The organism is Lactococcus fujiensis JCM 16395 (assembly GCF_002441655.1).
Classification (GTDB): domain Bacteria; phylum Bacillota; class Bacilli; order Lactobacillales; family Streptococcaceae; genus Lactococcus; species Lactococcus fujiensis.
Genome location: NZ_JXJU01000004.1, coordinates 169,222 through 195,043, shown reverse-complemented (window position 1 = coordinate 195,043; position 25,822 = coordinate 169,222). Strand labels below are relative to the sequence as shown.

Here is a 25,822-nt window from a genome sequence, read left to right as displayed (position 1 = left end):
CGGGTTCGAATCCCGTCGTTCGCTTCAGTTTTAGCCGGGGTGGCGGAACTGGCAGACGCACAGGACTTAAAATCCTGCGAAGGGAAATCTTCGTACCGGTTCGAAACCGGTCCTCGGCATAAATAAGCACATTGTGCTTTTTTTTTATTATTTTATGTTCACGCTTACTTAAATGGATCTCAATAATTACTTATATTATTGGGTTTTTTCGGTTTCAGACTAGAAAAATATTTCACAAAATGGTATAATTAGTGAGTAATAAATTTAATCGGAGGATGATGAAATGGCAATCGTTTCAGCAGAAAAATTCGTACAAGCCGCACGTGACAATGGTTACGCTATTGGTGGCTTTAACACAAACAACCTTGAATGGACTCAAGCTATTTTGCGCGCAGCAGAAGCTAAAAAGACTCCTGTCTTGATCCAAACTTCAATGGGTGCTGCTAAATATATGGGTGGATACAAACTTTGTAAAGTTATGATTGAAGCTCTTGTTGACTCAATGGGTATCACTGTACCTGTTGCAATTCACCTTGACCATGGTAACTTTGATGCTGCTATGGAATGTATCGAAGTTGGTTATTCTTCATTGATGTTTGATGGTTCAGCACTTGACATTGAAGAAAACCTTGAAAAAGCTGCAATTGTTATCGAAAAAGCACACGCTGCTGGTATTTCAGTAGAATGTGAAGTTGGTACAATTGGTGGTGAAGAAGATGGTATCGTTGGTGACGGCGAACTCGCACCTATTGAAGATGCTAAACGTATGGCTGCTCTTGGTGTTGATTTCCTTGCAGCAGGTATCGGTAACATCCACGGTCCTTACCCAGAAAACTGGAAAGGTCTTCACCTTGACCACCTTGAAAAATTGACAACAGCTTTACCAGGTGTTCCACTTGTACTTCATGGTGGATCTGGTATCCCTGATGACCAAATTAAAGCTGCAATCAAACTTGGTGTAGCTAAAGTTAACGTTAATACTGAATGTCAACTTGCTTTCTGCGCTGCTATGCGTGATCATGTTGCTGAATTTAATGCTAATGAAGCTGAATACATGAAGAAAAAACTCTTTGACCCACGTAAATTCCTTAAAGCTGGATTCGACGCTATTACTGAATCAGTTGAAGAACGTATCGAAGTATTTGGTTCAACAAACAAAGCTTAATTACAAATTTCATAATAAAAACGTTTGTCAGTGATGATGAACGTTTTTTTGTTTATTTTGTATGTTTGACCTGGATTCGGTGTTTTTAAGCTGTCAAATTTATATAGAGAAATGAAAATAAAATTAGTTGTCTTAAAATAAAATAATAGTAGATTAATAGATTTATTAAATTCATATTAATGCTGTAGCGTTCAGGAGGAGGGGGTTGGATTAATCAAAAAGAAAATACACGTTTCAAAAAACTGAGTGTCCAGCTTTATGTTATTTAATCACTAATTCGCAAAAGGATATTGATCATTTTTTCACAACATTTGATATAATATTAATGTATTATTAAATATTAGTTAGTCCTATTATTAGTTATATATTAATATTTTAAAACATTTAATTTTAATTTGGAATTGGTTATCCAAAAGCTACGTTGTTTTTGGTTACCTCTTTTAAATGGAATTATTTTTGAATGTTAGGCCTGCAAAATCAGCAGAAATGTACAAGAAAATCTGGCGTGAAAATGATTCTCCTTTGATGGAGTATACCAGGGTTCAGACTGATCAACTCAATGAGATTTGTGAAGATACGATGTTGATTTTGCAATGACTTATGGTGAACAAGGATAGATACCAAGATTGCTGAAATGCGTCCAAATGATATTACTGATCTTGCTGTTTTACCACTGTACTCGCAGTATTTAATAAAAACTCTTGAGCCTATCGATCGTCAAGTGAAAGCAATTGATCCGGATATACACGTACTTTTAGATTTCTGTCGCAACGAATCATACACTGATTTATTAGCGCAATCGATACGTGAAATATGAGTTACTAATGAATATGATAAACTTATTTTATCCTATCAGGTATTCCGGTCTCATAAGTAACAAAAAAGCATGACAGTTACGAAGGGAACTGTAAGGTAACAACAGAAGCCATCGTTGCGAAATTAGGGCTTGCTGAAAATAAGTATGAACATCTCTATCAATTAAAATTTGGATCAGATCAATGGCTTGGACCAGCCACAAACGATTGGATGGCTGAATTATCAAAAGAAGGATGCAAGAAAGTTCTAATTTGTTCTCCTGCCTTCGTCGCTGACTGTTTGGAAACACGGTATGAGTTAGAAATAGAAAATAAAGATGTTTTATTGGAAACGGTGGCTAAAAATTTGGCTTCGTTCATCCATTTAATGATTCGATAAAATTCACAGAGGTCTTAAAAGAAGTAGCGCTAGATACTGTTAAATAAGCAATTTAAAACGTGTCAGCCCTACCCGTTTTTTTTTAGTTATGCTATGAAAAAAAAGAAAAAATCAGTCCAAAGTCGTATTTTATTCTCCAAAATTCATGAGATAATATTCTTGTGAGGTAAACAAGTACCTCAAGTGAAAATGAATTAAATAAAAATCGTGCAATTCGATTGGAGGAATAAAAATGGCTGAAAAAAAAGATAGAATTATGGATTTGATGCGTCGAGGAATTATTTCTGAAGACGAAGCATTAGAACTCCTTGAAAAAGGTGGATTCAATAATTCAACAGATACTGAAGCAACGAAATCAACAAAAGATAAAGTATACTTCAATTTTGATTTTCTTGATGGAAAGAAAAAAACAGAATCGACAGAATCTGATGGGTATACAGAACATAATATTGATTTTGCAGAAGCGATGAAATATACTTTCGGAAATCTTGTTGACAAGAGTAAGGAAATTTTCAAGGGCGTTGCAAAAAGTGTAGATGATAACATTGATTTCGGGAATGGTTTTCCAAAAGTGAAATCTGTTTCTAAAACAGTTGAAAAAGATCTCGAAGGAGAGTTCGGCATTGTAGCAGTTGATGTCAAAGGTGGTAAAATTTCTGTTAAACCTGGAGAAAATGCCCATGTAAAGGCAGAATATAAAATCTTTGGGTCAGTAGACAATGACGATATAGATGCTTATCTTGCAGAAAAGACAAAGTTAGAAGTTATTGATGGTGTACTTGAAGTAACGGCATCAGGGCGTATCGCTGCTGAAATTGAACTCTTCTTACCAGAAAAAACTTATGAAAAAGTTGCTCTGGATGTGCTTCACGGTGAAACAAAAACTGAAAAGTTAAGTGCTAAAGTAGTCGAAGTTAACCAGTTAAATGGTGACATTGAATTGAAAGAACTCACGACAGACAAATTGGCAATCAGCACTAAAAATGGGGAAGTTAAAGTTCTCGAAGGAAGTGCTACCGATTTGACTATTGAAGGCATCAATGGTAACATTCGTGTAACAAATGCTTTTGAAAATGCGACCTTGAATCTTGTAAATGGTAACGTTTTGGTGACAGAATCTGCCAATGGTGCACGTCAATTGAATGTTAAAAATGTGAACGGTGATATTAAAGTCTCAGTTCCAGAAAACTTAGGACTCGTTGGACACGTTAGAACAATCTTTGGGGGATATAAAACGCGCTTGAACTTGGATAATCCATTTGAAGCTGGTCGAAATGGTGCCGCTGTTGTTCGTACTGGTGAAAACAGTTTAACTTTCGAATTGGAGACAAAATCTGGTACAATTTGGTTGAAAGACGTTGAATGATGCTGTTGATGAAATAGGATTAAATTGAAGCATCAAATTTTAATATAGGACAGGAAAAGATGACTTCAAGAAAATTAACTAAATCAAATCAGAATGTGTGGGTGACAGGTGTGATTGCAGGCTTGGGAGAATATTTCGGCTGGGGGGCTGGAAGAATTACCGCCATGCGAATTGCTTTCATCATTGCTTTGATTGTTGGCTATGGAACACCAGTGTTCGTCTACATTGTTGCAAGTTTATTGATTCCCAAAAGAGCTTGAACTTACAAATAAGAGAGAAAGGTAAAAAAATGAATTCAAGACAATTAACAAAATCGACAAATAATCGGATGGTTAGTGGAGTAATTGCGGGAATCTGTGAATATTTTGGTTGGGGAAGAGATGTTGTCACAATTCTCCGAATCCTATTCATCGTCCTTGCATTCAGTAGTATGGGCGGCCTAATTCCACTCTATTTCGTTGCAAGTTGGATTATTCCTAGTGGTTACCGAAGCAACAATCAGAGCAGTCGGCAAGGCTACAATGAATATGAAAATCGTTGGGAAGAAAAGGCCAATCGCTGGAGCGAAAAAATGGAGCGAAAAGCTAGTCAATTTGAAGAAAAAATGAATCGCAAAGCTCAGAGATGGGAAGATAAGTCTAATAATTACGAAGATAAATGGTCCCAAGGGCCATGGAATTCCACTAAACAAAGTAATAATTGGGGCAATCCATGGGAGGAACCACAGCGATCTGAGCGTAAGATGAAAGAAGCTGAACCTGTTAAAGATGACAAAAAAGATGACTGGTCAGATTTCTAATTTTCCAAGATAAAGAATAAAATAATAAAAATTCCACTCACGATATAAGTGTTTAATAATAAATAAAAAACCCGTGCGGCATCACGTTAAACTGTTCACTCCTTTAATAATAATAAATACATTAAAAAAATGGACTCGATCAAGTCCATTTTTTTAATGATATTTCTCCCGATGAGAGCCATTTTTTTTGGCCATTTTCTAATAAAATAATTAATTCTCCTGATGGACTCAAATCAATCGCTTTGCCTATGAAATGTTCATTATTTTGAACAAATTCTACTTGCTTTCCTAAAATAAATGAATGGGTATGATAGATTTTAAAATAATCTGTATTTTGTAAGCGATTAAATTCTGACCAAATTTCAGCGATAAGTTCACTTTTTGATAAATTAGGAACCTCGTTCATGAATAAGGAAGTTGCTTTTTTGTCCAAATGTTCAGGAAATTCTGAAATAGAAAAATTAATACCAACTCCGATGACGATTTGCAATTGATCAGCACTGACAGAAGATTCTGCTAGAATTCCGGCTATTTTTTTATCCTCAAGATAAATATCATTTACCCACTTGATTTGTGGCTTCTTGGGGGTTAAATTTTCAATGGCTTTGACAATGGCGGCCGCCGCTAAAAGAGTATAAGAAGGCAATTCGTCAGCACTGATAGCGTGTTTAAGTAACAGACTCATGTAAATCCCGCCAGTTTTTTGGGCATAAAATTCTCGTCCGAATCGGCCATAGGACCCAGTTTGATTTTCTGCCAAGTAGAGGCATTGATCAACTCCGTCAGCTTTCGCATCCTCTTGTGTTGAGTGGGATTCCGATTTTATTTTGATATCGGAAAGCCATGGATTTCTTAATAAAATTAAATTTTTTTCTAACTTTTCACTCATGATTCACATTATAGCATATTTGAATGATAGCTGTTCAGACGAAATAGAAAAAAGTGTTAAGCGGAATTTAATAGGGGGGATATTAGGATTATTTTTTAAATAAATAAGGCGGAGGGGTTAAAAAAAAGGAAATTTGTGCTAAAATAGAAGAGTTACAAGTCCCGAAAGGCTTAGCAAGACTCAAAAACTTGTTAAGGTGGTAGATTAAACTTTGTTTAATAAACGCTCGCAAATTTTGTGAGCGGCCGAAAAATCCTTGTAACCGAATATTGATGATTTTCATCAAAATTAAAAGTAGGGGGACATTAAATTGTCAGAAAAACACTTATTCACTTCAGAATCAGTTTCTGAAGGACATCCGGATAAAGTCGCCGATCAAATTTCAGATGCGATTTTGGATGCAATTGTTGCACAAGATCCAACCGCTCATGTGGCCTGTGAAACGGTCGTTTACACAGGGACAGTCAATGTATTTGGTGAAATTTCAACTTCAGCTTATGTTGATATTGCAGGAGTTGTCCGCGAAACCATAAAAAAAATTGGTTATACAGATTCTGAAAATGGATTTGATTATAAATCAGTTGGTGTTCACGTTTCACTTGTAGAACAATCCGCAGATATTGCGCAAGGGGTTAACGATGCATTAGAAGAACGTGGAAACACTGGAAAAGATCCACTTGATGCTATTGGAGCAGGTGACCAAGGACTAATGTTTGGTTTTGCAACTAATGAAACGGCTGAATATATGCCACTTGCCATTTCACTTTCACATAAATTGGTTAAAAAATTGGCCGATTTACGTAAATCTGGCGAAATCGAATACCTCAGGCCAGATGCAAAGTCACAAGTAACAGTTGAATATGATGAAAACAATGTTGCAAAACGCATTGATACTGTCGTTATTTCAACTCAACACGCTGCAGATGCAAGTCTTGAACAAATTGAAAAAGATGTTAAAGAAAAGGTAATTAAAGCTGTTATTCCAGCAGAATTACTTGATGATGAAACAAAATATTTTATTAATCCGACAGGTCGTTTTGTCATCGGAGGTCCGCAAGGAGATTCTGGCTTGACTGGTCGTAAAATTATCGTTGATACATATGGCGGATATGCCCCCCATGGTGGTGGTGCGTTCTCTGGTAAGGACGCAACGAAAGTCGACCGTTCAGCTTCGTATGCAGCTCGATATGTTGCCAAGAATATTGTTGCAGCAGGTTTAGCAGACAAAGCTCAAATTCAGCTCTCATATGCCATTGGTGTTGCTCGGCCAACTTCAATTAACATCGAAACATTTGGTACGAGTAAATACTCTGATGATGAGTTACTTGTAGCAATTCGTCAAGTCTTTGATTTGCGTCCAGCAGGGATTATCAAAATGCTAGATCTCCTACGTCCAATTTATGCTCAAACAGCGGCTTATGGTCACTTTGGACGAACAGATGTCGATTTACCATGGGAGCATACAGACAAAATTAATGAACTCAAAGCGATTTTAGAAAAATAAAAAGGTTGTCTAAAGACAACCTTTTTATTAATCTCCTGCTTCGGGAACAGAGGATGTTTTTTTCGTTGGTGTTAATGAAAATGAATAATAGTCATTTAATTTTCTTGTTTCAGGGGTATCACCAATTTGAATATTTTTATTTTCAATGGTATCTTTTTCAGTTAATCCAGCAGTTGAATAGCTAACGGGTGGAACTGTTGAAATATGTTCGTAAGCTGTTGGATGATTCGTAAACAACGAAGTTCCAAGGAAATAGTTACTCGCTTTGTCAACTCCAACAAGGTCCAAAATTGTTGGGGCTAAGCCAAGGGAATTTCGACTATTGGCGTCAATAGTTTTCGATTCCATATTGGGTACATAAATCATCAATGGAATGGTGGAGACAAAGTAAGTCCGTTTGGTCTTGAATGTGTTCTGATAGAGCTGGTCAGGATATGAAGCATGGTCGGCAGTGAAAACGACGATCGTGTTTTTTGCAAGGCTGCTCTTTTGGAATTTCTTCCAGAATTTTCCAAACGCATTATCCATATTATAAAATTTATTTAGGTCAGAATTTTTCCATCACCATATTTTAAACTTGAATCTAAGCTAAGGTGAGTTTGAAATGTGTAATCAGCCAAAAAGAATGGATTATTTTCTTTACTCAATTCAGTTGCTTGATTGAAAAGGAATTTGTAGTTTTGTTGGTCTCCCATAAAAGTAGTTCCTGCTAGTTTTAAGAAAGACTTGGATTTATCTGTTGTGACTTTATCGAAACCGAGATTCTCAACGTAGGTTGTCCAAATGGATTGATTTGGTTCTGCATTGATAAATTCGGTTTGGTAGCCTTGATCTCCCAAAATTGATTGGACAGATGTTAGTTTTGTGTTTAAAGCATCTTTAATTTGATCTTGACCATTTTCATAACCTTGATTGAGTTGTTGCTCTGAAAAGAGTTGACCACGAACCCCACGATATGTCGCTGCGGTTTGGTTATAATAATTTGAGAAATTAATGGTCTGATTTTTTAATTTGTTCAGATTTGGAGTTAGTTTCCCACCATCGTAATTTAATACTTCTTGACTTAAACCTTCAGTGAAGATGACGATAACATTAGGCTGCTGGAGATTTGTTGAGATTCCTGATGCTATGGTTGATTTAGCAAACTCTGCTTCAATTTTAGTTTGAGCTGATTTTGGCTTTTTGATATTACTTATTTCTTTCATTTTATTATATGATGAGAAATAGCCAACATAGCCAAATAATGGCGTTTGATGTGTTGCGGTCAAGTTCAATGAAATGAGGGAAATTCCGAATATGGCAATGCTTGCAAGTTGTTGTTTTTTGTTGAATAAATTATATCTCATTGGGAGGAATGCAGCAAGGATAACTAATAAGGCTGCTGAACCGTAAAGCCAGAGGTTCCCACCTAGGTCCATGATGTTAGCCAAATTTTGAGTCATTAAAACGGTCAAATAAGTCCCTGAAAATGTAGCCACAATCGCATCTATTAATGAAAATAAAATTAATAAGCTCGAGAGAAGATATTTAATAATCCGAATAGGGAGGCTGTTAAATTTATGTCCTAAAATTTGAGTCAGTGCTAAAATCAGAAAAACTTCAACAATTATACGCACAAACATTAAGGGGGAATGCAGATGGACTGCGGAATAGCCAGCAATTAACAATAACAGGGTTAATTTGGCCGTTGACAAAAACTTCATAGTGACTCCAATATTCTAACTGAAACATTTTTTATACGTTTTGAGCTTTGAAAAAACGTACTCTATTAATTATACCATACAAATTAAAAATTTAATGTGTATTCTGAGATTCTGGCTTTCAATTAGATGTCTATTTACTTAAAATATGTTTTCAATATAGAGTTTTGTGAATATGATATTTATAGGGAAGTGTGAAAGCGTTAAAAGTTAGGATTGATAATTAAACTTAAAAATGATACAATAAAGGAGTATATTGCACTGCAATTTACATTAATTTATAATCAAACTGACCAGAATATTGAACCGCGATAGTCTGGGCTTTAAAGGAGACGTATGAACGACGTTATTACTATCGTTCTTGCAGTCTTAGTGATTGTATTGGTTGTCGCCTTTATTTTTTATGTTCAAAAAATCAAGAATGGAAAGCAAGATGCTGAAAGCTTGATTACTGAAGCGGAAAATAAAGCAAATGAGATAACGGCAAACGCAAAGCGTGACGCTGATAATTTGAAACGAGAAGCTGAACTTTATAAAAGAGATGCAGAAAATTTTAAAAAGGAAGCACGCTATTCGCTCAAAGAAGAAGAGCAAAAGCAGCGTCGTGATATCGAAAATGAATTTAAGCAGGATCGTAAGGAGTTAAAAGAAACTGAACAACGCCTAACACAACGTGAGGAGGTACTCGACCGTAAGGACGATACTTTAACAAAAAAAGAACGAAACTTAGATTCAAAAGAAGAAAATCTCGCTAAAAAAACTGATACACTCAATAAGCGTGAGCAAGAGCTATTGCATATTGAAGAAAAGAAACAGCAGGAGTTGGAACGGATTTCAAACTTATCTGTAGATGAGGCAAAAGACATTATCTTAACAGAAACTCGTGATGGGTTGACAAAAGAAATGGCTCAAATGATTCGTCAAAGCGAGGAGAAGGCAACTGCAGAGGCTGACAAAAAAGCGAAGAAAATTATTTCTTTGGCTATTCAACGTGTCTCATCTGATTCAGTTGCAGAACAAACCGTGTCAGTGGTTACATTACCAGATGATAGCATGAAAGGAAGAATAATTGGTCGTGAAGGCCGTAATATTCGTACATTTGAAGCTTTGACTGGGATTGATGTCATCATTGATGATACACCAGAGGCAGTTGTCCTTTCTGGATTTGACCCTATTCGTCGAGAAATTGCACGAATGACATTGGAACAATTGGTTCAAGATGGTCGAATTCATCCCGCACGAATTGAAGAATTGGTTGAAAAAAATCGTAAAGCAATTGATCACAAGATTCGTGAATATGGAGAACAGGCTGCATTTGAAGTTGGCGCACATAATTTACATCCAGATTTGATGAAAATTATGGGACGTTTACATTTCCGTACGTCATATGGTCAAAATGTTTTGGACCACTCTGTTGAAGTTGCCAATATTGCTGGTAACTTGGCTGCTGAAATGGGAGAGAATATTCAATTAGCTAAACGAGCTGGATTCTTACATGATATTGGGAAAGCCCTTGATCATGAAGTTGAAGGAAGTCACGTTGAAATTGGAACAGACCTTGCACGTAAGTACAAAGAAAATCCGATTGTTATCAACACAATTGCATCACATCACAACGATACAGAACCAAATTCGGTTATTGCAGTCTTGGTTGCTGCCGCTGATGCGTTGTCTGCTGCTCGACCAGGTGCCCGTCGCGAATCAATCGAAAACTACATCAAACGATTGAAAGATTTGGAAAACATATCTACAAGCTTCGATGGAGTCGATACGGCATTCGCTTTACAGGCCGGACGTGAAGTACGTGTCATGGTTAAACCAGAAAAATTATCGGATGATAAAATGACTATTTTAGCTCGTGACATCAAGAATCGCATTGAAAATGAGATGGATTATCCAGGAAACATAAAAGTTACGGTTATCCGAGAAACGCGTGCGATTGATTATGCTAAATAAAAAGGAGCTAAAGCTCCTTTTTATTTTAGGAAGAACAAATATATCATTTGTATTACAAAATGTAGCTTTTTAAGCGAACATCTGCTAGAATGGAATTATGTTACTTATTGCACGTCGCAAGTGTAATTGATAATTTTTATGAGAGATATCGGAGGAAAAAATGCCCGAACGTGGTTTATTGATTGTTTTTTCAGGTCCTTCAGGGGTCGGAAAAGGAACAGTCCGTGCAAAAATTTTTGAACAAGAAAATAATTTCAAGTATTCAGTGTCAATGACGACACGTAAACAAAGACCTGGTGAAGTAGATGGAAAAGATTATTATTTCCGTACGCGTGAAGAATTCGAAGAATTAATTCGGAAAGGTGAAATGTTAGAATATGCGGAATATGTGGGCAATTATTATGGCACACCGCTGACTTATGTCAATCAAACCCTGGATGAAGGTAAGGATATTTTTCTTGAAATTGAAGTGCAAGGTGCGCTTCAAGTGAAGCAAAAAAAACCAGATGCAGTCTTCGTTTTCCTCACGCCACCTGATTTGGAAGAGTTGCGTGAACGTTTGGTTGGTCGGGGAACGGACAGTAATGAAGTGATTGCTAACCGTTTGGCTAAAGCAAAAGAAGAAATTCGTTTGATGAGTGAATATGACTATGCTGTTGTTAATGATGAAGTTGAACTGGCAGCAGAGCGCGTTAGAATGATCATTGATGCAGAGCACTTTCGTGTAGATCGTGTCATTGGTCGTTACCGTAAAATGGTAGATGACAGCGACTTTTAAGCATATTAATAATGAAGTTATAAAACTTTTTACAAAAAATTGATTGTTTTAAAAATTTATATGTGGTAAAAAGTTCAATTTGAAAGAGGTAAAGTATTATGATGTTAGAACCATCTATTGATAAATTGTTAGAAAAAGTGGATTCAAAATATTCGTTAGTTATTTTGGAAGCAAAGCGTGCCCATGAATTACGTGAAGGCGAACGCCCAACCAAGAAAAATTACAAATCAGTAAAACAAACGTTGCAAGCATTGGAAGAAATCGCTGATGGAACGGTGACTATTCACCCAGCGCCCGAAGCGAAACGTAAAACTTTAGTTGAAAAACGCGAATTGGAACGTTTGGAAGCTAAAATGACTGAGAAGAAAATTAAAGAGCAAATTGCAAAAGAAGAAGCTGAGGAAGAAGCAAAATCAAAAGGAAGTCGCGCATCTAAAGCATCAGCTGAGGAAAAGGAATAATCAAAATTGGCGCGCTCAGGCGTGCTTTTTGATAGAATCAAGTTAAAATGAACGACTGATGTTCATACCAAGTATCGGAGAAAAAATGGAAGTAGCTCAAATAATTGTTGATGTCCCTCTGATGCAGACAGACAAACCCTTTTCATATATAATACCCGAGGAATTAGCAGCACTGATAGAAGTTGGTATGCGCGTGCATGTTCCTTTTGGCAGTGGTAATCGTCTAGTCCAAGGAATTATTGTTGGCAAAGAGGAAGAAAATCTAAACCTGTATGAAATATCAAATTTGAAAGCAATCAATGAGGTATTAGATAGTACATCAGTACTGACAGAGGAACAGCTTTGGTTAGCTGATGAAATGCGGCATCGTGTTTTTTCTTATAAGATTTCTTGCTTGAAAGCCATGTTACCCAGCTTGCTGAATTCAAATTATGATAAGGTTTATCGTGATGAGGCAGGCAAAAGTTGGTATCATTCACAACTTACAGATGAAGAAAAAATTGATTTTTCGAAACGTGTGAGGTCGGACCAACTGACGGTGACTTATCTTGCAAAGTCTAAAGAAAATCGCAAAATTGAAAAGTATATTGTCATTCCTGATCACAAGAAGTTGGCTTTATTTGAAGTCGAAAAACGTGCAAAAAAACGAGCAGAATTCAAATCTTTTTTGTTACGCCATTTTGGAGAGAAAATTCCGATAAAAAATCTGGCTTTTTCTTCTGCACAAGTCAAATTTTTTCTTGCACAAGATTTAATAAAAATTGAAGAAGTTGTTGTATCAAGGACTCAAGCTGTATTTGAAGCAGTTGAATCGGACGAACCAAAGGCACTTAATAGGGAACAAAGCAGTGCTTTTGAAAAAATTGTGCGGGAACAGAACCCAGAAGATTTAAAACCCTTTTTGCTTGAGGGGATTACAGGTTCGGGTAAAACAGAAGTTTACTTGCAAGTGATTTCACATTTTTTGGAACAGGGAAAAACGGCGTTAATGTTGGTTCCGGAAATTTCGCTCACGCCTCAAATTACTCATCGCTTCATCGCTCGTTTTGGTGATAAAGTTGCCATTATGCATTCTGGCTTATCAGATGGTGAAAAATATGATGAATGGCTCAAAATTAAGTCAGGTCAGGCAAAAGTTGTTGTCGGTGCTCGTTCTGCCATTTTTTCACCTGTGGAAAACCTTGGCGTAATCATTATTGATGAAGAGCATGAAAGTTCTTATAAGCAAGATTCTAGTCCGCGTTATCATGCTAGGGATATTGCAATATTGAGAGCGAAATGGCATGGTGCACGACTCGTTTTAGGTTCGGCCACGCCAAGTCTCGAGAGTCGAGCTCGTGCGATGAAGGGAAATTATGAGCTTTTACGATTAACAAAACGTGCGAACGAGAAAGCCTTTCTGCCAGATGTCCAGATTGTGGATATGCGTTCGCAAATTAATGACCGATCCGCAAATTTTTCCAACGTTTTATTAGAAAAAGTTAAAGAGAAAATTTCAAAAAATGAACAAGTTATCCTCATGTTAAATCGGAGGGGCTACTCATCTTTTGTGATGTGTCGCGATTGTGGTTTTGTCGTGGAATGTCCGAATTGTGATATTTCGTTGACTTTGCATATGGATACGCGAACACTGAACTGTCACTATTGTGGTCATGTTCAGGGGATTCCACAAACCTGTCCTAATTGTCAATCAAAGAAAATCCGTTATTATGGTTCTGGAACACAGAAAGTACAAGAAGAACTTGAAGGACTTTTAACAGATGTCAATATTCTGAGAATGGACGTTGACACAACTAAAACAAAAAATGCTCATGAGAAAATTCTAAATAAATTTGGTCGAGGTGAGGCTCAAATTTTACTTGGCACTCAAATGATTGCAAAAGGATTAGATTTCCCTAATGTCACTCTAGTTGGTGTTATCAATGCTGATACGGGTTTGAATCTTCCAGATTTCCGTGCAAGTGAGCGTAGTTTTCAACTGCTAATGCAAGTGGCTGGTCGTGCAGGTCGCGCCGATAAAAAAGGGGAAGTATTAATTCAAACTTTCAATCCTGAGCACTATGCAATAAAATTAGCAAAGGAGCAAGACTATGAAAAATTTTATGAGACGGAAATGAGATTTAGAAGAAGTCTCTCATATCCTCCTTATTATTATACGGTTCAAGTCATGCTTTCACATAAAGTTGAAGAAGTTGCTATACAAAAGGCCTACGAAGTTGCGGATTTATTGCGCCACTATTTGAGTCCTCAAGCTAAGATTCTTGGTCCCACAGCAAGGCCAATTGCAAGAACCCATAATCTTTATCACTATCAAATTTTAATCAAATATCGCTTTGAAAATTTGCTCGAAGAAGCTTTAAATGGAGTTTTGGAATTAACACAAAGAAGAGAAAATAAGGACTTGCGTATTTTAATTGACAGTGAGCCACAAAATTTTATCTGAATAAGGAATTATTAATGAAAAATGAGCTTTTTAATGATTTAATTCAAGCTTGTTTGAAAAAAATCTTGCCTTGTTCTTGTCAGTTCTGACAGATGACAGTTGTTACAATGAACCTTATGGTCCGCAGGATGTAGGAAAACTTGAGTGTCAAGTATGGTTTGAAAAATGGTTTATAGTTCAAGGAATAAAGTCCATTCATAGACTTTTCAAATGCTGTTGGAGAAAGATGAAATTGCTCTGTTTACTTGGATTTTTGCATATGAATATGAAAATCATGTAGATAAATTTGATGGGTGTTCGATTGTCAAATTCAGTGAAAATAAGAGATGTAAGGTTCAGGAATTTCAAAGTAAGCATGAAAAATCTCGGCCTTACTTGATTGAAAATGGAGGGCATAATGTAAAATTTATATAAAAATCTCAAGCATTTTGGTGTTTATGGCGTTGCATTTCGCGGGGGGAAATTGTTGGTTATCAAGAAGAATTCTGGACCTTATCAATTTCGTTTTGATTTGCCAGGTGGGTCACAAGAATTAGGTGAGTCGATGCTTGAGACACTTCATCGCGAAATTATTGAAGAAACAGGTTATCACGTGCGCTCTGAAAAAAATAATCGTATTTATTCGGCTTGGGTTTATGAAGATGAGCGGATGGTTGTCACACACCACATTTTTAACTTGTATGACATTGACCTTTCCGATGATCAGGCAGATTTACCAGAATTCGTTACTGATGGTAAAAATGATTCGGACGAGGCACTGTGGATAAGTCTGCAAGAGCTGACAGAAAATAATTCGTCGCCACTTATCCACAAGGTAATTGCTGAAATAAAAACTTATCCAGATGTGGATAAAGTAAGAATCTATAAAAATTGGGAAGTTTTAACAGCTTATCCCACAGTTGTTGAAAATAATTAGAAAAGGAAACGTTAATGACAAAAACAAAAATTATATTTATGGGAACGCCTGAATTCGCAGCAACAGTTTTAACAGGACTAATTGAATCGAATGACTATGAAATTTTGGCGGTGGTTACTCAGCCAGATCGTGCAGTTGGACGCAAACATGAAATAAAAATGACGCCTGTTAAAGAAGTAGCATTGGCTCATCACCTCCCTGTTTATCAACCAGAAAAACTTTCTGGCTCTGAAGAAATGACTGAATTGATGAGGCTAGGTGCCGACGGTATTGTAACGGCTGCATTTGGTCAATTTTTACCTACAAAATTACTTGATTCAGTAAGTTTTGCGGTGAATACGCATGGTTCACTTTTGCCCAAGTATCGAGGGGGGGCACCCATTCAATATGCCATAATGAATGGTGAGAAAGAAGCTGGCATTACCATCATGGAAATGGTGAAAAAAATGGATGCTGGAGATATGATTGCTCAACGAGCTATCCCGATTCTTGAAGAAGATAATTTAGGAACGATGTTTGAAAAATTGGCGATTGTTGGACGGGACTTACTTTTAGAAACACTTCCACAGTACCTCTCGGGCCAGTTGAAACCCGTGGCACAAAATGAAGAAGAAGTCACATTCAGTCCGAATATTGCACCAGCAGAAGAAAGAATTGATTGGAATAAATCTGCACGGACGATTTTTAATCAAGTACGTGCCATGAACCCTTTCCCAATTGCCCACACCTTTTTAAAGGGAGAACGTTTCAAAATTTATGATACAGCAGTTGTGGAAAACTTATCTGACGTTGCTTTCAGTACCGATAAAACTTATCAACCTGGTCAAATTGTGGATAAAAATAAAAAATCAATGTTGGTTGCAACTGGTGACGGAATATTGATGCTTAAAGTTGTCCAACCCGCTGGAAAACCAAAAATGGATATTACAAGCTTTATCAATGGTCTTGGTCAAAAAGTGCAAATTGGAGAAATTCTGTCATAAAAATATTTTTTTCTAATCATTCTATTGTGATTTTATGTTACAATATTAACTATATCTAAGGATTAGGAGACAATAATGAAAATTGCTGGTATCGTTGGAAGTTTGAATAGTCATTCAATCTCTCGTAAGGTGTTGATGGAAAGTAAAAAGTACTTTTCAGAAGATGTTGAATTAAGCGAAATTGAATATTCAGATCTGCCTCTTTTTAATGTGGATAAAGAATTTCCACGTCCAAAATCAATTGAACGCATCATGTCAGAAATAAATGCAAGTGATGGAATTGTCATTGTTATGCCCGAATATAATCTGTCAATGCCGGGTGTCTTGAAAAACCTTTTGGACTGGGTTTCAAGACCTACTGTTCAAGGGGCACCAAAACCAATATTGGATAAACCTATTTTAGTTATTACAACTAGTGCAGGTGTCAGTGGTGGGATGGTTCCTCAAGAACAAATTCGCTCAGTCCTCAATTACTTAGGCGCTCACGTCTTGTCACAACCGCGCATTTCATTTGCCAACATTTATAACAAACTTGATGGTAATGGAAATTTGGCGTTTGATGAAACGAGTGCTACGTTCTATGATGCAACAGTAAAAGCATTTGAGGTTTTTGTTGAGCGTTTCCACAAATAATTAGAAAGCCTGTCCTCGCGATAGGTTTTTCTTTGTCTAAAATTTTTGCTTTTTAATCTTCAATTTTTATTTTCTTATTACAAAAATGGAAAAAGTTGAGTCATGAAACTTCGTTCTGGATAACTCATTCAATTGACATGAATGCCCAATTAAAGGTACAATTAGAACATGAAAAAAAATGCAAGACAAGTCGCACTAGATGTTTTAAATGATGTCTTTACAAATGATGCTTATGCAAATATTTCGCTCGACCGTCATTTAAGAGAGAATGAATTGGACGAAATTGACAAACCATTTGTTACTGCACTCGTATACGGTGTTGTGTCTAAAAAAGATCTGCTTGAATGGTATACTGAGCCTCTATTGAAGAAAGCACCGAAACCTTGGTTACAAATGCTTATCAATTTGACAGTATATCAAATTCAATTTATGGATAAAGTTCCAACGTCTGCAGCAGTAGATGAGGCAGTCAAAATTGCTAAAAATCATGATAAACACGATGGTGAGACAGCTGGCCGATTTATAAATGGTGTTTTACGTAATTTTATGCGTTCTGAACGTAAAGATCAAGAACCAAAAACTTGGGAAATAAAATATTCCATGCCCAAATTGCTTCTTGATAAAATGGTTAAGCAGTTTGGAGGAAAGCGCACGGGCGCAATATTGGAAAGTCTTGAAAGCCCAAGTCATGTGAGCTTACGCAAAATTGACCCAACGGTTGAAGTAGCGGGAACGCGACCATCGGAGTTATCTCCAGTTGGTTTAGTTGCGGATCATGGTAATTTTGCTGCCAAACAAGATTTTCTTTCTGGTAGATATACGATTCAAGACGAATCAAGTCAACTTGTTGCACCTCAACTTGAATTGCAAGGAGATGAACAAATCCTAGATGCTTGTGCTGCCCCTGGTGGTAAAACGACACACATGGCCACTTATTTGACCTCAGGGCATATTACTGCACTTGATTTATATGACCACAAATTAAAACTTATAAACGATAATGCGGCTCGACAAGGCGTTTCAGATAAGATTTCGACTAAAAAAATGGACGCAACCCAAATTTATGAAAATTTCGGAAAGGAAAAGTTTGACCGAATTTTAGTCGATGCACCTTGTTCCGGAATAGGATTAATCAGACGCAAACCAGATATTCGTTATCGCAAAGATAGCTCTGATTTTTCAAATTTACAAAAAATTCAGCTAGAAATTTTAGATAGTGCATCGAAATCTTTGAAAAAAAGTGGTATAATGGTCTACAGTACTTGCACAATTTTTGATGAAGAAAATTTCGATGTAATTAAAGCTTTCCTAGCAAATCATCAAGATTTTGAACAAGTAACAATCTCCCATGAAAAGAACGATATTATCACAGACGGATGTATCTTTTTGACCCCTGAGATGTATCATACCGACGGCTTTTTCGTCGCTAAATTTAGAAAAAATTAGAATTAAATTATTTAAATGAAAAGAGAGTAGTCCTAAAACAATGCGTTTTAGTTGTCTTTCTTCCCTTAAATTTATTATAATAATTTGATGTTAAAATGAATTTACTCGATTTTTTAAGTCAAATGAGTAAATCTATAACAAATTCTCATTTTAAATAAACTTATTCTTTAAGGAGAAAAAGTGGAATACAGTATTTTATCTGACATTGGCTCAAAACGTAGCACCAACCAAGATTATGCCGGAACATTTGTGAATAGAGCAGGCTATCGCCTTTTTCTTCTCGCAGACGGCATGGGAGGGCACAAAGCAGGGAATGTCGCAAGTAAATTAACAGTCGAAGATCTTGGTAAGCTCTGGACGGACTCATTCTTTGATGATGGAACGCCATCAGAAACCATTGAAACATGGCTTCGCAATCAAATTCGTAATGAAAATGAAAATATTGCTAACCTAGGTCAATTGGACGAATATCATGGCATGGGCACAACTTTCGAAGCACTCGTTTTGAAAAATGGTCATGCGATTTCAGCCCATGTCGGCGACAGTCGTAAATATCTCGTTCGTGATGGACAATTAAATAAAATCACAGTAGATCATTCACTCGTTCAAGAGTTGGTTGATGCTGGACAAATTACTGAAGAAGAAGCCGAAGTGCACCCGAATAAAAATATTATTACGCGTTCACTTGGTCAACCGACAGAAGTCCAAGCAGACATTCAAACTTTTGATTTACAGGTTGGTGATTATGTGCTTATTAATTCAGATGGCCTCACGAATATGGTTTCTGGTAGTGAGATTATTGAAATAATTTCGCGCGAAGATTTAAGCCTAGACAACAAAGCTGAAGCATTAATTCGTCTTGCCAATGAACATGGCGGCTACGATAATATCACGGTTGTCTTGGTTCATTGTAATCTAGAATCAGACCTAGAAAATATTTCTCAGGAGGATCTTCAATGATTCAAAACGGGAAAATCTTTGCAGATCGATATAAAATCATCAATGAAATTGGTCGTGGTGGAATGGCAAATGTTTACCAAGGAGAAGATACATTCCTTGACAATCGTAAAGTTGCCATCAAAGTTTTACGTTCAAATTTTGAAAATGATAACATCGCAATCGCACGTTTTCAACGTGAAGCATTTGCGATGGCAGAGCTTTCTCATCCAAATATTGTAGGAATTTCAGATGTTGGAGAATACGAAAACCAACAGTATATTGTAATGGAATTTATTGATGGCATGACTTTGAAGCAGTACATCAATGAAAATGCACCTTTGTCGAATGACGAAGCGATTTCGATTACAATGGAGATTTTATCAGCGATGGAAATGGCTCATAGTCATGGAATTATTCATCGTGATCTAAAACCCCAAAATGTTTTAGTATCCAATAGTGGTGCTGTTAAGGTAACCGATTTTGGGATTGCTAAAGCACTTTCTGAAACGTCATTAACTCAAACCAACACAATGTTTGGTTCCGTTCATTATTTATCGCCCGAACAAGCACGTGGTGCAAATGCCACTGTTCAATCAGACATCTATGCCATTGGTATTATTTTATTCGAACTGTTGACTGGACAAATTCCATTTGATGGTGATTCGGCGGTTGCGATTGCTTTGAAACATTTCCAAGAAAATATTCCAAGCATCATTAATTTGAATCACAATGTTCCTCAGGCATTAGAAAATGTCGTGATTCGTGCAACTGCGAAGGATATGAATGATCGTTATGCAGATGTCACAGCTATGATGACTGATTTGGCTACCTCGACAAGTTTAGACCGTCGTGGTGAAGCGAAACTCATGTTTAAAAAAGACAATAATGAAACGAAAATAATGCCAGCAAATTTAATCAATCCATACGATACAAAACCATTGATTGATTCTAAGGCTGAGAAAATTCCAGAACGTTCGGACAGAAGTGAACGCCAAAGTAAAAAAGATGTTACACCCATTGATGGAGATGATAAAAAAGGCAAACATAAAGAGGGGAAAAAATCTCGTAAGGGATTGATTGCACTCATAATATTGCTCCTTCTTCTGGTTGCAGGTGCCGTTTTTGCTTGGGTTGCATTGACTCCAAGCAACACTACGATTCCAGACGTATCAAATATGTCTGTTAGTGAAGCAAAATCAACTTTAAAGAATAGTGGCTTGACTTTAGGCAAGGAAATTAAACAACAAAGCACGGACATTGATTCTGGTATGGTAATTAAAACCAATCCACAAGCCGGCTCACAAGTCCGTAAAAATAGTTCTGTTGATTTGTACGTATCAGAGGGAAATTCAAATGTTATTACAATGAAATCCTATGTCGGGCAAGATATAGATACAGCGCTCAGTTCCTTATTGACGGACTATAATATTACGAGTGATATGGTGACTCAAAATCTGGTTGCTAGCAGCTCATACAAAGCTGGAACAATCATCAAGCAGACACCAGCCAAAGGGGACAAATTTGATACGACAGGATCTACAAAAATTGTATTCGAAGTTTCTAAAGGAGAAGAAGCTGAAATCCCATCATACAAAGGAATGGACGCGGTAAGTTACCAAGCTAAACTTGAAAGTCTTGGCTTTACAAATGTAACTTTGAATCCAATGGATACACCGGGAAGCTCAAGTGGATGGGTGTTTGGTTTGTCTGTTAATGTAGGCGAATCATACGCGTTAGATACAGCCATTGTTGTAAATGTTACACGTGCTGTGGCAAGCAGTTCATCAAGCAGTATTTCAAGTTCATCCTCGGACCAATCTTCATCAAGTTCATCAACAAATGAATCTTCAAGTTCAAATGATAAAACAAATGGTTCGACTCAAGGTTCGACAACAGATTCAACAACACAATCATCATCGAATTAACAAAAAACTCTGTCAGTACTGACAGAGTTTTTTTGCTGAAAAAAAAGAACCAAAGTTCTTCTTTTTGACTTGGATGGTGACGAATTAACGACGAAGTCCAAGTGCAGCAATCAATTCGCGGTAACGTTGGATATCTTTTGCGCGAAGATATGCCAAGAGGTTACGACGGTGACCAATTTTTTTCATCAAACCACGGTAAGTTGCGTGGTCTTTTTTGTGTGATTTAATGTGGTCGTTAAGGTGGTTGATTTCCCAAGTGAGTACAGCGATTTGTACTTCTGGTGAACCAGTATCGCCTTCTTTACGGGCGAACTTAGCGATGATTTCTGATTTTACTTCTTTTGAAATTGCCATGAGTTTTTTCTCCTTTGAATTTATTGCCATTTCTGAGTGACGGCTTGGCGAGCACGAAACCAAGAATTGGTTGTAAAAAACTACTCTCCTATCATACACTATTTTTGCTGATTTGACAAATTATCCACCAATTAAGTTTACATTTTGGTGGAAGAAGAATCTGATAGACAAGATGAAATCAATGAAGTTAGACAAAAAACGTGTGTCAATAAAATGGTAAAGAGGATGGGCTTTTTATTTTCAAGAATCGTTGTTTTTAGAGTAGAAACTAAAATGTTTTTCTTATCTCAAAACAAGGCCAGAATTTCAGAGCTAATACTAATTGATTGATCGACATGCCTCTCAATGCTTTACAATAATTATTTCAAAGCTTTTTCCTTTTCAATTGTCGCCGTAATTGAGTCGATCACTGTTCCAACAAAGCGATTTTGTTCGAGACTCACAACGCCAGCTACAGTTGTTCCACCAGGGCTTGAAACTTGATCGACCAAAGTCCATGGATTTTCACCAGATTGAATAACCATTTCGGCAGATGCTGCAACGGTGTCGGCAACAATTGCTGTTGCTTGCTCTTTGGAGAGGCCATGAAATACCCCAGCGCGTGCTAAAGCATCAATAAATATGTAGATAAAAGCAGGGCTCGAACCAGCAATTGCTGTAAATGCTGAAAAATCTTTTTCAGCTACTTCATGAACAGATCCTATATTCTCAAAGATTTCTTTAGCAAATTGATAGTTGTCATCACTGACGAACTCATTGCGCACGATTGCTGAAGTTGAACGTTGAATTTTAGCATTAATGTTTGGCATGACACGTAAAATTGGCATGTTTTCAAGTGTCATCAGATGAGCTAAATCACTCAGTGTATAGCCTGCGGCAATCGAAATTATCGTCTTGTCAGCTGTTAAAGCTGGCAAGATTTCATCTGTTATTTTTGCCAATACTTGAGGTTTTACAGATAAGACTACAAAGTCAGATTTTTCAACGAGTTCCTCATGACTTGCCATTGCCAATACTTGTAATTCAGTCGCCTGTTTTTGGGTCTTTTCTAGGTCACGTCCTGAAATAAAAATATTAAATTTATCTTTATCCAAGCCTGAGATGATTGCAGTTGCCATCTTTCCAACACCGATAAATCCGATTGATTTCATTTTTTTCTCCAAACTATTTTATGAATTTATTCTACCACAAAATAGAAGTTGGGAATAAAAACAGCAATTTATTAATGAAAAAAGCTAGTCATTGCTTCTCATAAAGCAGATGTATCTAGCCCTAGAATGCGTTTTATGATATAATTAAATAAATATTATTGTTTGAATTAAAAGGAGAAGTCAGCATGAATAAATACGCCATTATTTTAGCGGCCGGGAAAGGGACACGCATGAAATCTAAGCTGCCAAAAGTTTTGCACGAAGTAGCAGGTAAAACGATGCTTGGACACGTATTAGCTAGTGTTTCGTCATTAGAAACAGAAAAAAATATCGTTATTGTTGGTCACGAAGCTGACCGTGTCATTGCAACCCTACCTAAGGGAACTAATTTTGTTAAACAAAGCGAACAATTAGGGACTGGTCATGCGGTCAAGATTGCTGCGGATTTGCTTGCTGACAAGGAAGGAACAACACTTGTCATTGCTGGCGATACCCCATTGATTAAAGGGGAAACTTTAAAAGCGTTACTTCAATATCATGAGTCACATAAAGCTACAGCAACCATTTTGACAGCGATCACGCCTGAGCCAACTGGTTACGGACGTATTGTTCGTGGTAAAGACCACACTGTTGAAAAGATTGTTGAACAAAAAGATGCAAGCGAATTGGAAAAAGCAATTACTGAAATCAACACAGGAACATTTGTTTTTGATAATAAATCGCTTTTCAAAGCTCTAAATGAAATTACTACAGATAATGCTCAAGGAGAGTATTACTTAACAGATGTCATTGAAATTTTCAAAAAAGCTAATAAAACCGTGGATGCTTACATTTTAAAAGATTTTGATGAGAGTCTCGGGGTAAATGATCGTGTAGCTTTGGCTCAAGCAGAAAAAATTATGCGCCAGAGAATCAACACACAGCATATGATTAATGGTGTTACGCTTATCGATCCCGAAAGTACATATATTGATTCTGACGTGACAATTGGTGCTGAAACAGTAATTGAAGGTAATGTGGTTATCAAAGGTAAAACAGTAATTTTTAATAATGTTCATATTACAAATGGAAGTCGAATTATTGATTCTGAGATTCATTCAGATAGTGAAATTCGCAATTCAACAATTGAAAATAGTCGGATGAGTGTTGGTTCAAATGTTGGACCATATGCGCATCTTCGTCCAGGAACAGTCTTAAGCGAAGAAGTACATGTTGGAAACTTTGTTGAAATAAAGGGCTCAACACTTGGAAAAGGGACCAAGGCTGGTCATTTAACCTACATCGGAAATGCGACTGTTGGTGAAAAAGTTAATTTCGGTGCAGGAACAATTACTGCCAACTATGATGGTCGAAATAAATTTAATACTGAAATTGACGACTTTGCTTTTATTGGTTCTAATTCAACAATAATCGCACCTATCCATATTGGTAAAAATGGCTTAACTGCTGCAGGTTCAGTCATTACTGAGGATGTGCCTGATGAATCAATCGCAATTGCCAGAGGACGTCAAGTGAATAAAATTGGACGTGCAAAAAAAATGCCTCACTACCGTGGGAAATGAAATAAAGTAGATATGATAATGAGGAAGAGTGTTCCTCAAGAATTGAGAAAAGAGTGTATGTTAGACGCTGAGAATAATAAATATGAAGAAAAAACACTATCACGAGAGCTTGTTTTTCACGGTTCAATTTTTCGTGTCGTTCATGATACAGTAAGCTTACCAGATGGGAAAATTGGAAAACGAGAGCTTGTGTTTCATAACGGCGGTGTCGCGGTTGCACCAATTCTAAATAATCAATTGATTTTGGTGGGTCAGTATCGAAAAGCGTTAGAGCAATTCATCTACGAAATTCCGGCCGGAAAATTGGAATTCGGTGAAAAAATGATTCCTGAAATTGCAGCATTACGAGAATTGGAAGAGGAAACAGGTTACACAATTTCTCAAGGTAAACAACTTGAAACAATAGCTCCTTTCTATGGTACGCCTGGTTTCTCATCTGAAAAAACCTACCTCTACTTTACAGATCAATTAAGGAAAGTTGACCATCCAAGACCAATGGATGAAGAAGAATTCCTAGAAGTAAAAAAAGTTTCGCTCAATGAAGCCAAAAAGATGATCGAAGTAGGAGAAATTTGCGATGCCAAAACAATTATGGCTGTTCAATTTTGGGAATTAAAAAAATTACGTGGAGATTTGATAAATGCCAAGACCGATTCTAACCGATGAAATAATTGAAGACGCAAGACGCAAGAAAAAGAAGCTTGACCGCCACCTGCAAGAAGAAATGGATAATGACGAGGAACTTTCAGAAAAATATGACAAAATTGAGAAAAAGTTGTCAAAACAATCTGTCTATAAAAGTCGTCGAATTGAAAATGCGAAACAAAAAAAGAGAAGTAAGTCGATTAATAAATGGTTACTCATTGTAATATTTATTGTTATCGTATTACTGGTACTCTTCGTTTGGTATTACTTCCTCTAATATGTAATTTAATAGAAAGAATGAGAATGAAAATAGGAATTATTGCGGCAATGGAAGAAGAAATTCGGACACTTGTCAGCCATTTAGAACACGCTAATAAACAAATGCATCATAATTTTGTTTTTCATACAGGATCAATTGGCCGTCATGATGTCGTTCTTGTTCAGTCAGGCATCGGAAAAGTGATGTCAGCACTGGCAGTGTCTTATTTAGTTGACCTGTTCGAAGTGGATGCCATTATTAATACAGGTTCGGCAGGTGCAGTTGACACTACTTTGAAAATTGGTGATGTTGTTGTTGCTGACCGATTGGCTTATCATGATGTCGATGTGACTGCTTTTGGTTATGCCTTCGGCCAGATGGCACAACAACCACTTTTTTATGAATCAAGTAAATATTTTGTGTCGGAATTAAAAAAAGTGATTGATGAACCGCATGTTGGACTGATTACAAGTTCGGATAGTTTTATTTCAAGCGGAGAAAAAGTTCAAGAAATTAAATCGCATTTCCCAGATGTTTTAGCGGTAGAGATGGAAGGCGCATCAATTGCTCAAGCTGCACACGCTTTAGGACGACCTTTTGTAATTATACGGGCAATGTCAGATACAGCTGACCATGACGCTAATGTTAAATTTGATGAATTTATCCTAGATGCTGGAAAATCATCAGCAATGACCTTAATAAAGCTTTTAGAAAAAATGGTCTAGTACTTTCAAAAAATCTACAGTTCGTAGAT

Annotated in this window: 25 protein-coding genes, 1 tRNA gene and 1 pseudogene; 22 read left to right on the top strand and 5 right to left on the bottom strand. The window is 36.8% G+C overall.

Annotated elements, in window-relative coordinates; all coding sequences use genetic code 11:
* The first annotated feature begins 33 nt into the window (after positions 1–33).
* The 7 genes from RT41_RS04830 to RT41_RS04805 all read left to right on the top strand — a co-directional run bounded on the left by RT41_RS04830 (position 34) and on the right by RT41_RS04805 (position 4,524).
* Positions 34–119, top strand: a tRNA-Leu gene (locus tag RT41_RS04830).
* Between the two features lie 164 nt (positions 120–283).
* On the top strand, positions 284–1,165 hold the full coding sequence (locus RT41_RS04825) for a class II fructose-bisphosphate aldolase (RefSeq protein ID WP_096817823.1): 882 nt from the start codon (positions 284–286) through the stop codon (positions 1,163–1,165).
* A 444-nt stretch (positions 1,166–1,609) separates the two neighbouring features.
* Positions 1,610–1,762, top strand: a complete 153-nt coding sequence (locus RT41_RS10625; RefSeq protein WP_245811600.1) for a hypothetical protein — start codon at positions 1,610–1,612, stop codon at positions 1,760–1,762.
* A gap of 330 nt (positions 1,763–2,092) precedes the next feature.
* Positions 2,093–2,359 carry a ferrochelatase gene (locus tag RT41_RS10620; protein ID WP_245811602.1) on the top strand — a complete coding sequence of 89 codons (267 nt, stop codon included), beginning with the start codon at positions 2,093–2,095 and terminating at the stop codon, positions 2,357–2,359.
* A gap of 232 nt (positions 2,360–2,591) precedes the next feature.
* The gene (locus tag RT41_RS04815; protein ID WP_096817820.1) at positions 2,592–3,725 is read left to right on the top strand and encodes a DUF4097 family beta strand repeat-containing protein; all 1,134 of its coding nucleotides are present in this window, start codon (positions 2,592–2,594) and stop codon (positions 3,723–3,725) included.
* 59 nt (positions 3,726–3,784) lie between these two features.
* Positions 3,785–3,985 carry a PspC domain-containing protein gene (locus tag RT41_RS04810; protein ID WP_054639600.1) on the top strand — a complete coding sequence of 67 codons (201 nt, stop codon included), beginning with the start codon at positions 3,785–3,787 and terminating at the stop codon, positions 3,983–3,985.
* A 29-nt stretch (positions 3,986–4,014) separates the two neighbouring features.
* Complete coding sequence (locus tag RT41_RS04805; RefSeq protein WP_096817818.1) at positions 4,015–4,524, top strand: PspC domain-containing protein; 510 nt, start codon at positions 4,015–4,017, stop codon at positions 4,522–4,524.
* A gap of 139 nt (positions 4,525–4,663) precedes the next feature.
* On the opposite strand, the gene RT41_RS04800 is transcribed toward RT41_RS04805, so the two are convergent.
* Positions 4,664–5,413: a biotin--[acetyl-CoA-carboxylase] ligase gene (locus RT41_RS04800; RefSeq protein ID WP_096817816.1), complete on the bottom strand. Its 750-nt coding sequence runs from the start codon at positions 5,411–5,413 to the stop codon at positions 4,664–4,666.
* Between the two features lie 310 nt (positions 5,414–5,723).
* On the opposite strand from RT41_RS04800, the gene metK reads away from it, so the two are divergent.
* Complete coding sequence (gene metK, locus RT41_RS04795; RefSeq protein ID WP_096817814.1) at positions 5,724–6,917, top strand: methionine adenosyltransferase; 1,194 nt, start codon at positions 5,724–5,726, stop codon at positions 6,915–6,917.
* 27 nt (positions 6,918–6,944) lie between these two features.
* Here metK and RT41_RS10740 read toward each other — a convergent pair whose 3' ends face one another.
* Both RT41_RS10740 and RT41_RS10735 read right to left on the bottom strand, forming a co-directional pair.
* A complete protein-coding gene (locus RT41_RS10740) occupies positions 6,945–7,445 on the bottom strand; it encodes a sulfatase-like hydrolase/transferase (RefSeq protein WP_096817811.1) in 501 nt (166 codons plus the stop codon).
* Positions 7,446–7,459: 14 nt separating this feature from the next.
* Complete coding sequence (locus RT41_RS10735) at positions 7,460–8,620, bottom strand: sulfatase-like hydrolase/transferase (protein ID WP_096817809.1); 1,161 nt, start codon at positions 8,618–8,620, stop codon at positions 7,460–7,462.
* A 333-nt stretch (positions 8,621–8,953) separates the two neighbouring features.
* Here RT41_RS10735 and rny point away from each other — a divergent pair, with 333 nt between their 5' ends.
* The 10 genes and pseudogenes from rny to pknB all read left to right on the top strand — a co-directional run bounded on the left by rny (position 8,954) and on the right by pknB (position 21,097).
* A complete protein-coding gene (rny, locus tag RT41_RS04780; protein WP_096817807.1) occupies positions 8,954–10,573 on the top strand; it encodes a ribonuclease Y in 1,620 nt (539 codons plus the stop codon).
* A 160-nt stretch (positions 10,574–10,733) separates the two neighbouring features.
* Complete coding sequence (gene gmk, locus RT41_RS04775) at positions 10,734–11,351, top strand: guanylate kinase (protein WP_054639595.1); 618 nt, start codon at positions 10,734–10,736, stop codon at positions 11,349–11,351.
* A gap of 98 nt (positions 11,352–11,449) precedes the next feature.
* On the top strand, positions 11,450–11,812 hold the full coding sequence (rpoZ, locus tag RT41_RS04770; protein ID WP_054639594.1) for a DNA-directed RNA polymerase subunit omega: 363 nt from the start codon (positions 11,450–11,452) through the stop codon (positions 11,810–11,812).
* 85 nt (positions 11,813–11,897) lie between these two features.
* On the top strand, positions 11,898–14,255 hold the full coding sequence (locus tag RT41_RS04765; protein ID WP_096817805.1) for a primosomal protein N': 2,358 nt from the start codon (positions 11,898–11,900) through the stop codon (positions 14,253–14,255).
* A gap of 418 nt (positions 14,256–14,673) precedes the next feature.
* Positions 14,674–15,171: pseudogene (locus RT41_RS04755) on the top strand (NUDIX hydrolase); the annotation flags it as partial.
* Positions 15,172–15,185: 14 nt separating this feature from the next.
* Positions 15,186–16,154, top strand: coding sequence for a methionyl-tRNA formyltransferase (gene fmt / locus RT41_RS04750; RefSeq protein ID WP_096817802.1), 969 nt, complete (start codon positions 15,186–15,188; stop codon positions 16,152–16,154).
* Positions 16,155–16,229: 75 nt separating this feature from the next.
* Positions 16,230–16,787: an NADPH-dependent FMN reductase gene (locus RT41_RS04745; protein WP_054639591.1), complete on the top strand. Its 558-nt coding sequence runs from the start codon at positions 16,230–16,232 to the stop codon at positions 16,785–16,787.
* A gap of 168 nt (positions 16,788–16,955) precedes the next feature.
* Positions 16,956–18,233: a 16S rRNA (cytosine(967)-C(5))-methyltransferase RsmB gene (gene rsmB / locus RT41_RS04740; protein ID WP_096817799.1), complete on the top strand. Its 1,278-nt coding sequence runs from the start codon at positions 16,956–16,958 to the stop codon at positions 18,231–18,233.
* A gap of 180 nt (positions 18,234–18,413) precedes the next feature.
* Entirely contained in the window at positions 18,414–19,193 is a 780-nt protein-coding gene (locus tag RT41_RS04735) for a Stp1/IreP family PP2C-type Ser/Thr phosphatase (protein ID WP_096817798.1), read from the top strand.
* On the top strand, positions 19,190–21,097 hold the full coding sequence (pknB, locus tag RT41_RS04730; RefSeq protein WP_054639590.1) for a Stk1 family PASTA domain-containing Ser/Thr kinase: 1,908 nt from the start codon (positions 19,190–19,192) through the stop codon (positions 21,095–21,097). The genes RT41_RS04735 and pknB overlap by 4 nt, the downstream gene beginning before the upstream one ends.
* A gap of 84 nt (positions 21,098–21,181) precedes the next feature.
* Here pknB and rpsO read toward each other — a convergent pair whose 3' ends face one another.
* Complete coding sequence (gene rpsO / locus RT41_RS04725; protein ID WP_054639589.1) at positions 21,182–21,451, bottom strand: 30S ribosomal protein S15; 270 nt, start codon at positions 21,449–21,451, stop codon at positions 21,182–21,184.
* 359 nt (positions 21,452–21,810) lie between these two features.
* Entirely contained in the window at positions 21,811–22,602 is a 792-nt protein-coding gene (proC, locus tag RT41_RS04720; RefSeq protein ID WP_054639587.1) for a pyrroline-5-carboxylate reductase, read from the bottom strand.
* 185 nt (positions 22,603–22,787) lie between these two features.
* Here proC and glmU point away from each other — a divergent pair, with 185 nt between their 5' ends.
* From glmU to RT41_RS04700, 4 genes are read left to right on the top strand one after another with little or no spacing between them, the layout of a single operon-like run.
* The gene (gene glmU / locus RT41_RS04715; RefSeq protein ID WP_096817796.1) at positions 22,788–24,164 is read left to right on the top strand and encodes a bifunctional UDP-N-acetylglucosamine diphosphorylase/glucosamine-1-phosphate N-acetyltransferase GlmU; all 1,377 of its coding nucleotides are present in this window, start codon (positions 22,788–22,790) and stop codon (positions 24,162–24,164) included.
* Positions 24,165–24,221: 57 nt separating this feature from the next.
* A complete protein-coding gene (locus RT41_RS04710) occupies positions 24,222–24,830 on the top strand; it encodes an NUDIX hydrolase (RefSeq protein WP_096817793.1) in 609 nt (202 codons plus the stop codon).
* A complete protein-coding gene (gene macP / locus RT41_RS04705) occupies positions 24,805–25,086 on the top strand; it encodes a cell wall synthase accessory phosphoprotein MacP (RefSeq protein WP_054639586.1) in 282 nt (93 codons plus the stop codon). The genes RT41_RS04710 and macP overlap by 26 nt, the downstream gene beginning before the upstream one ends.
* A gap of 26 nt (positions 25,087–25,112) precedes the next feature.
* Positions 25,113–25,793 carry a 5'-methylthioadenosine/adenosylhomocysteine nucleosidase gene (locus RT41_RS04700; RefSeq protein ID WP_096817791.1) on the top strand — a complete coding sequence of 227 codons (681 nt, stop codon included), beginning with the start codon at positions 25,113–25,115 and terminating at the stop codon, positions 25,791–25,793.
* Positions 25,794–25,822: the final 29 nt, after the last annotated feature.

Excerpts from the sequence above, each read along its gene's own strand:
- RT41_RS04825 (WP_096817823.1), top strand. The coding sequence starts at position 284 with ATGGCAATCGTTTCAGCAGAAAAATTCGTACAAGCCGCACGTGACAAT.
- RT41_RS10625 (WP_245811600.1), top strand. The coding sequence starts at position 1,610 with ATGGAATTATTTTTGAATGTTAGGCCTGCAAAATCAGCAGAAATGTAC.
- RT41_RS04815 (WP_096817820.1), top strand. The coding sequence starts at position 2,592 with ATGGCTGAAAAAAAAGATAGAATTATGGATTTGATGCGTCGAGGAATT.
- RT41_RS04810 (WP_054639600.1), top strand. The coding sequence starts at position 3,785 with ATGACTTCAAGAAAATTAACTAAATCAAATCAGAATGTGTGGGTGACA.
- RT41_RS04805 (WP_096817818.1), top strand. The coding sequence starts at position 4,015 with ATGAATTCAAGACAATTAACAAAATCGACAAATAATCGGATGGTTAGT.
- RT41_RS04800 (WP_096817816.1), bottom strand. The coding sequence starts at position 5,413 with ATGAGTGAAAAGTTAGAAAAAAATTTAATTTTATTAAGAAATCCATGG.
- RT41_RS10740 (WP_096817811.1), bottom strand. The coding sequence starts at position 7,445 with ATGGATAATGCGTTTGGAAAATTCTGGAAGAAATTCCAAAAGAGCAGC.
- RT41_RS10735 (WP_096817809.1), bottom strand. The coding sequence starts at position 8,620 with ATGAAGTTTTTGTCAACGGCCAAATTAACCCTGTTATTGTTAATTGCT.
- rny (WP_096817807.1), top strand. The coding sequence starts at position 8,954 with ATGAACGACGTTATTACTATCGTTCTTGCAGTCTTAGTGATTGTATTG.
- gmk (WP_054639595.1), top strand. The coding sequence starts at position 10,734 with ATGCCCGAACGTGGTTTATTGATTGTTTTTTCAGGTCCTTCAGGGGTC.
- rpoZ (WP_054639594.1), top strand. The coding sequence starts at position 11,450 with ATGATGTTAGAACCATCTATTGATAAATTGTTAGAAAAAGTGGATTCA.
- RT41_RS04765 (WP_096817805.1), top strand. The coding sequence starts at position 11,898 with ATGGAAGTAGCTCAAATAATTGTTGATGTCCCTCTGATGCAGACAGAC.
- fmt (WP_096817802.1), top strand. The coding sequence starts at position 15,186 with ATGACAAAAACAAAAATTATATTTATGGGAACGCCTGAATTCGCAGCA.
- RT41_RS04745 (WP_054639591.1), top strand. The coding sequence starts at position 16,230 with ATGAAAATTGCTGGTATCGTTGGAAGTTTGAATAGTCATTCAATCTCT.
- rsmB (WP_096817799.1), top strand. The coding sequence starts at position 16,956 with ATGAAAAAAAATGCAAGACAAGTCGCACTAGATGTTTTAAATGATGTC.
- pknB (WP_054639590.1), top strand. The coding sequence starts at position 19,190 with ATGATTCAAAACGGGAAAATCTTTGCAGATCGATATAAAATCATCAAT.
- rpsO (WP_054639589.1), bottom strand. The coding sequence starts at position 21,451 with ATGGCAATTTCAAAAGAAGTAAAATCAGAAATCATCGCTAAGTTCGCC.
- proC (WP_054639587.1), bottom strand. The coding sequence starts at position 22,602 with ATGAAATCAATCGGATTTATCGGTGTTGGAAAGATGGCAACTGCAATC.
- glmU (WP_096817796.1), top strand. The coding sequence starts at position 22,788 with ATGAATAAATACGCCATTATTTTAGCGGCCGGGAAAGGGACACGCATG.
- RT41_RS04710 (WP_096817793.1), top strand. The coding sequence starts at position 24,222 with ATGTTAGACGCTGAGAATAATAAATATGAAGAAAAAACACTATCACGA.
- macP (WP_054639586.1), top strand. The coding sequence starts at position 24,805 with ATGCCAAGACCGATTCTAACCGATGAAATAATTGAAGACGCAAGACGC.
- RT41_RS04700 (WP_096817791.1), top strand. The coding sequence starts at position 25,113 with ATGAAAATAGGAATTATTGCGGCAATGGAAGAAGAAATTCGGACACTT.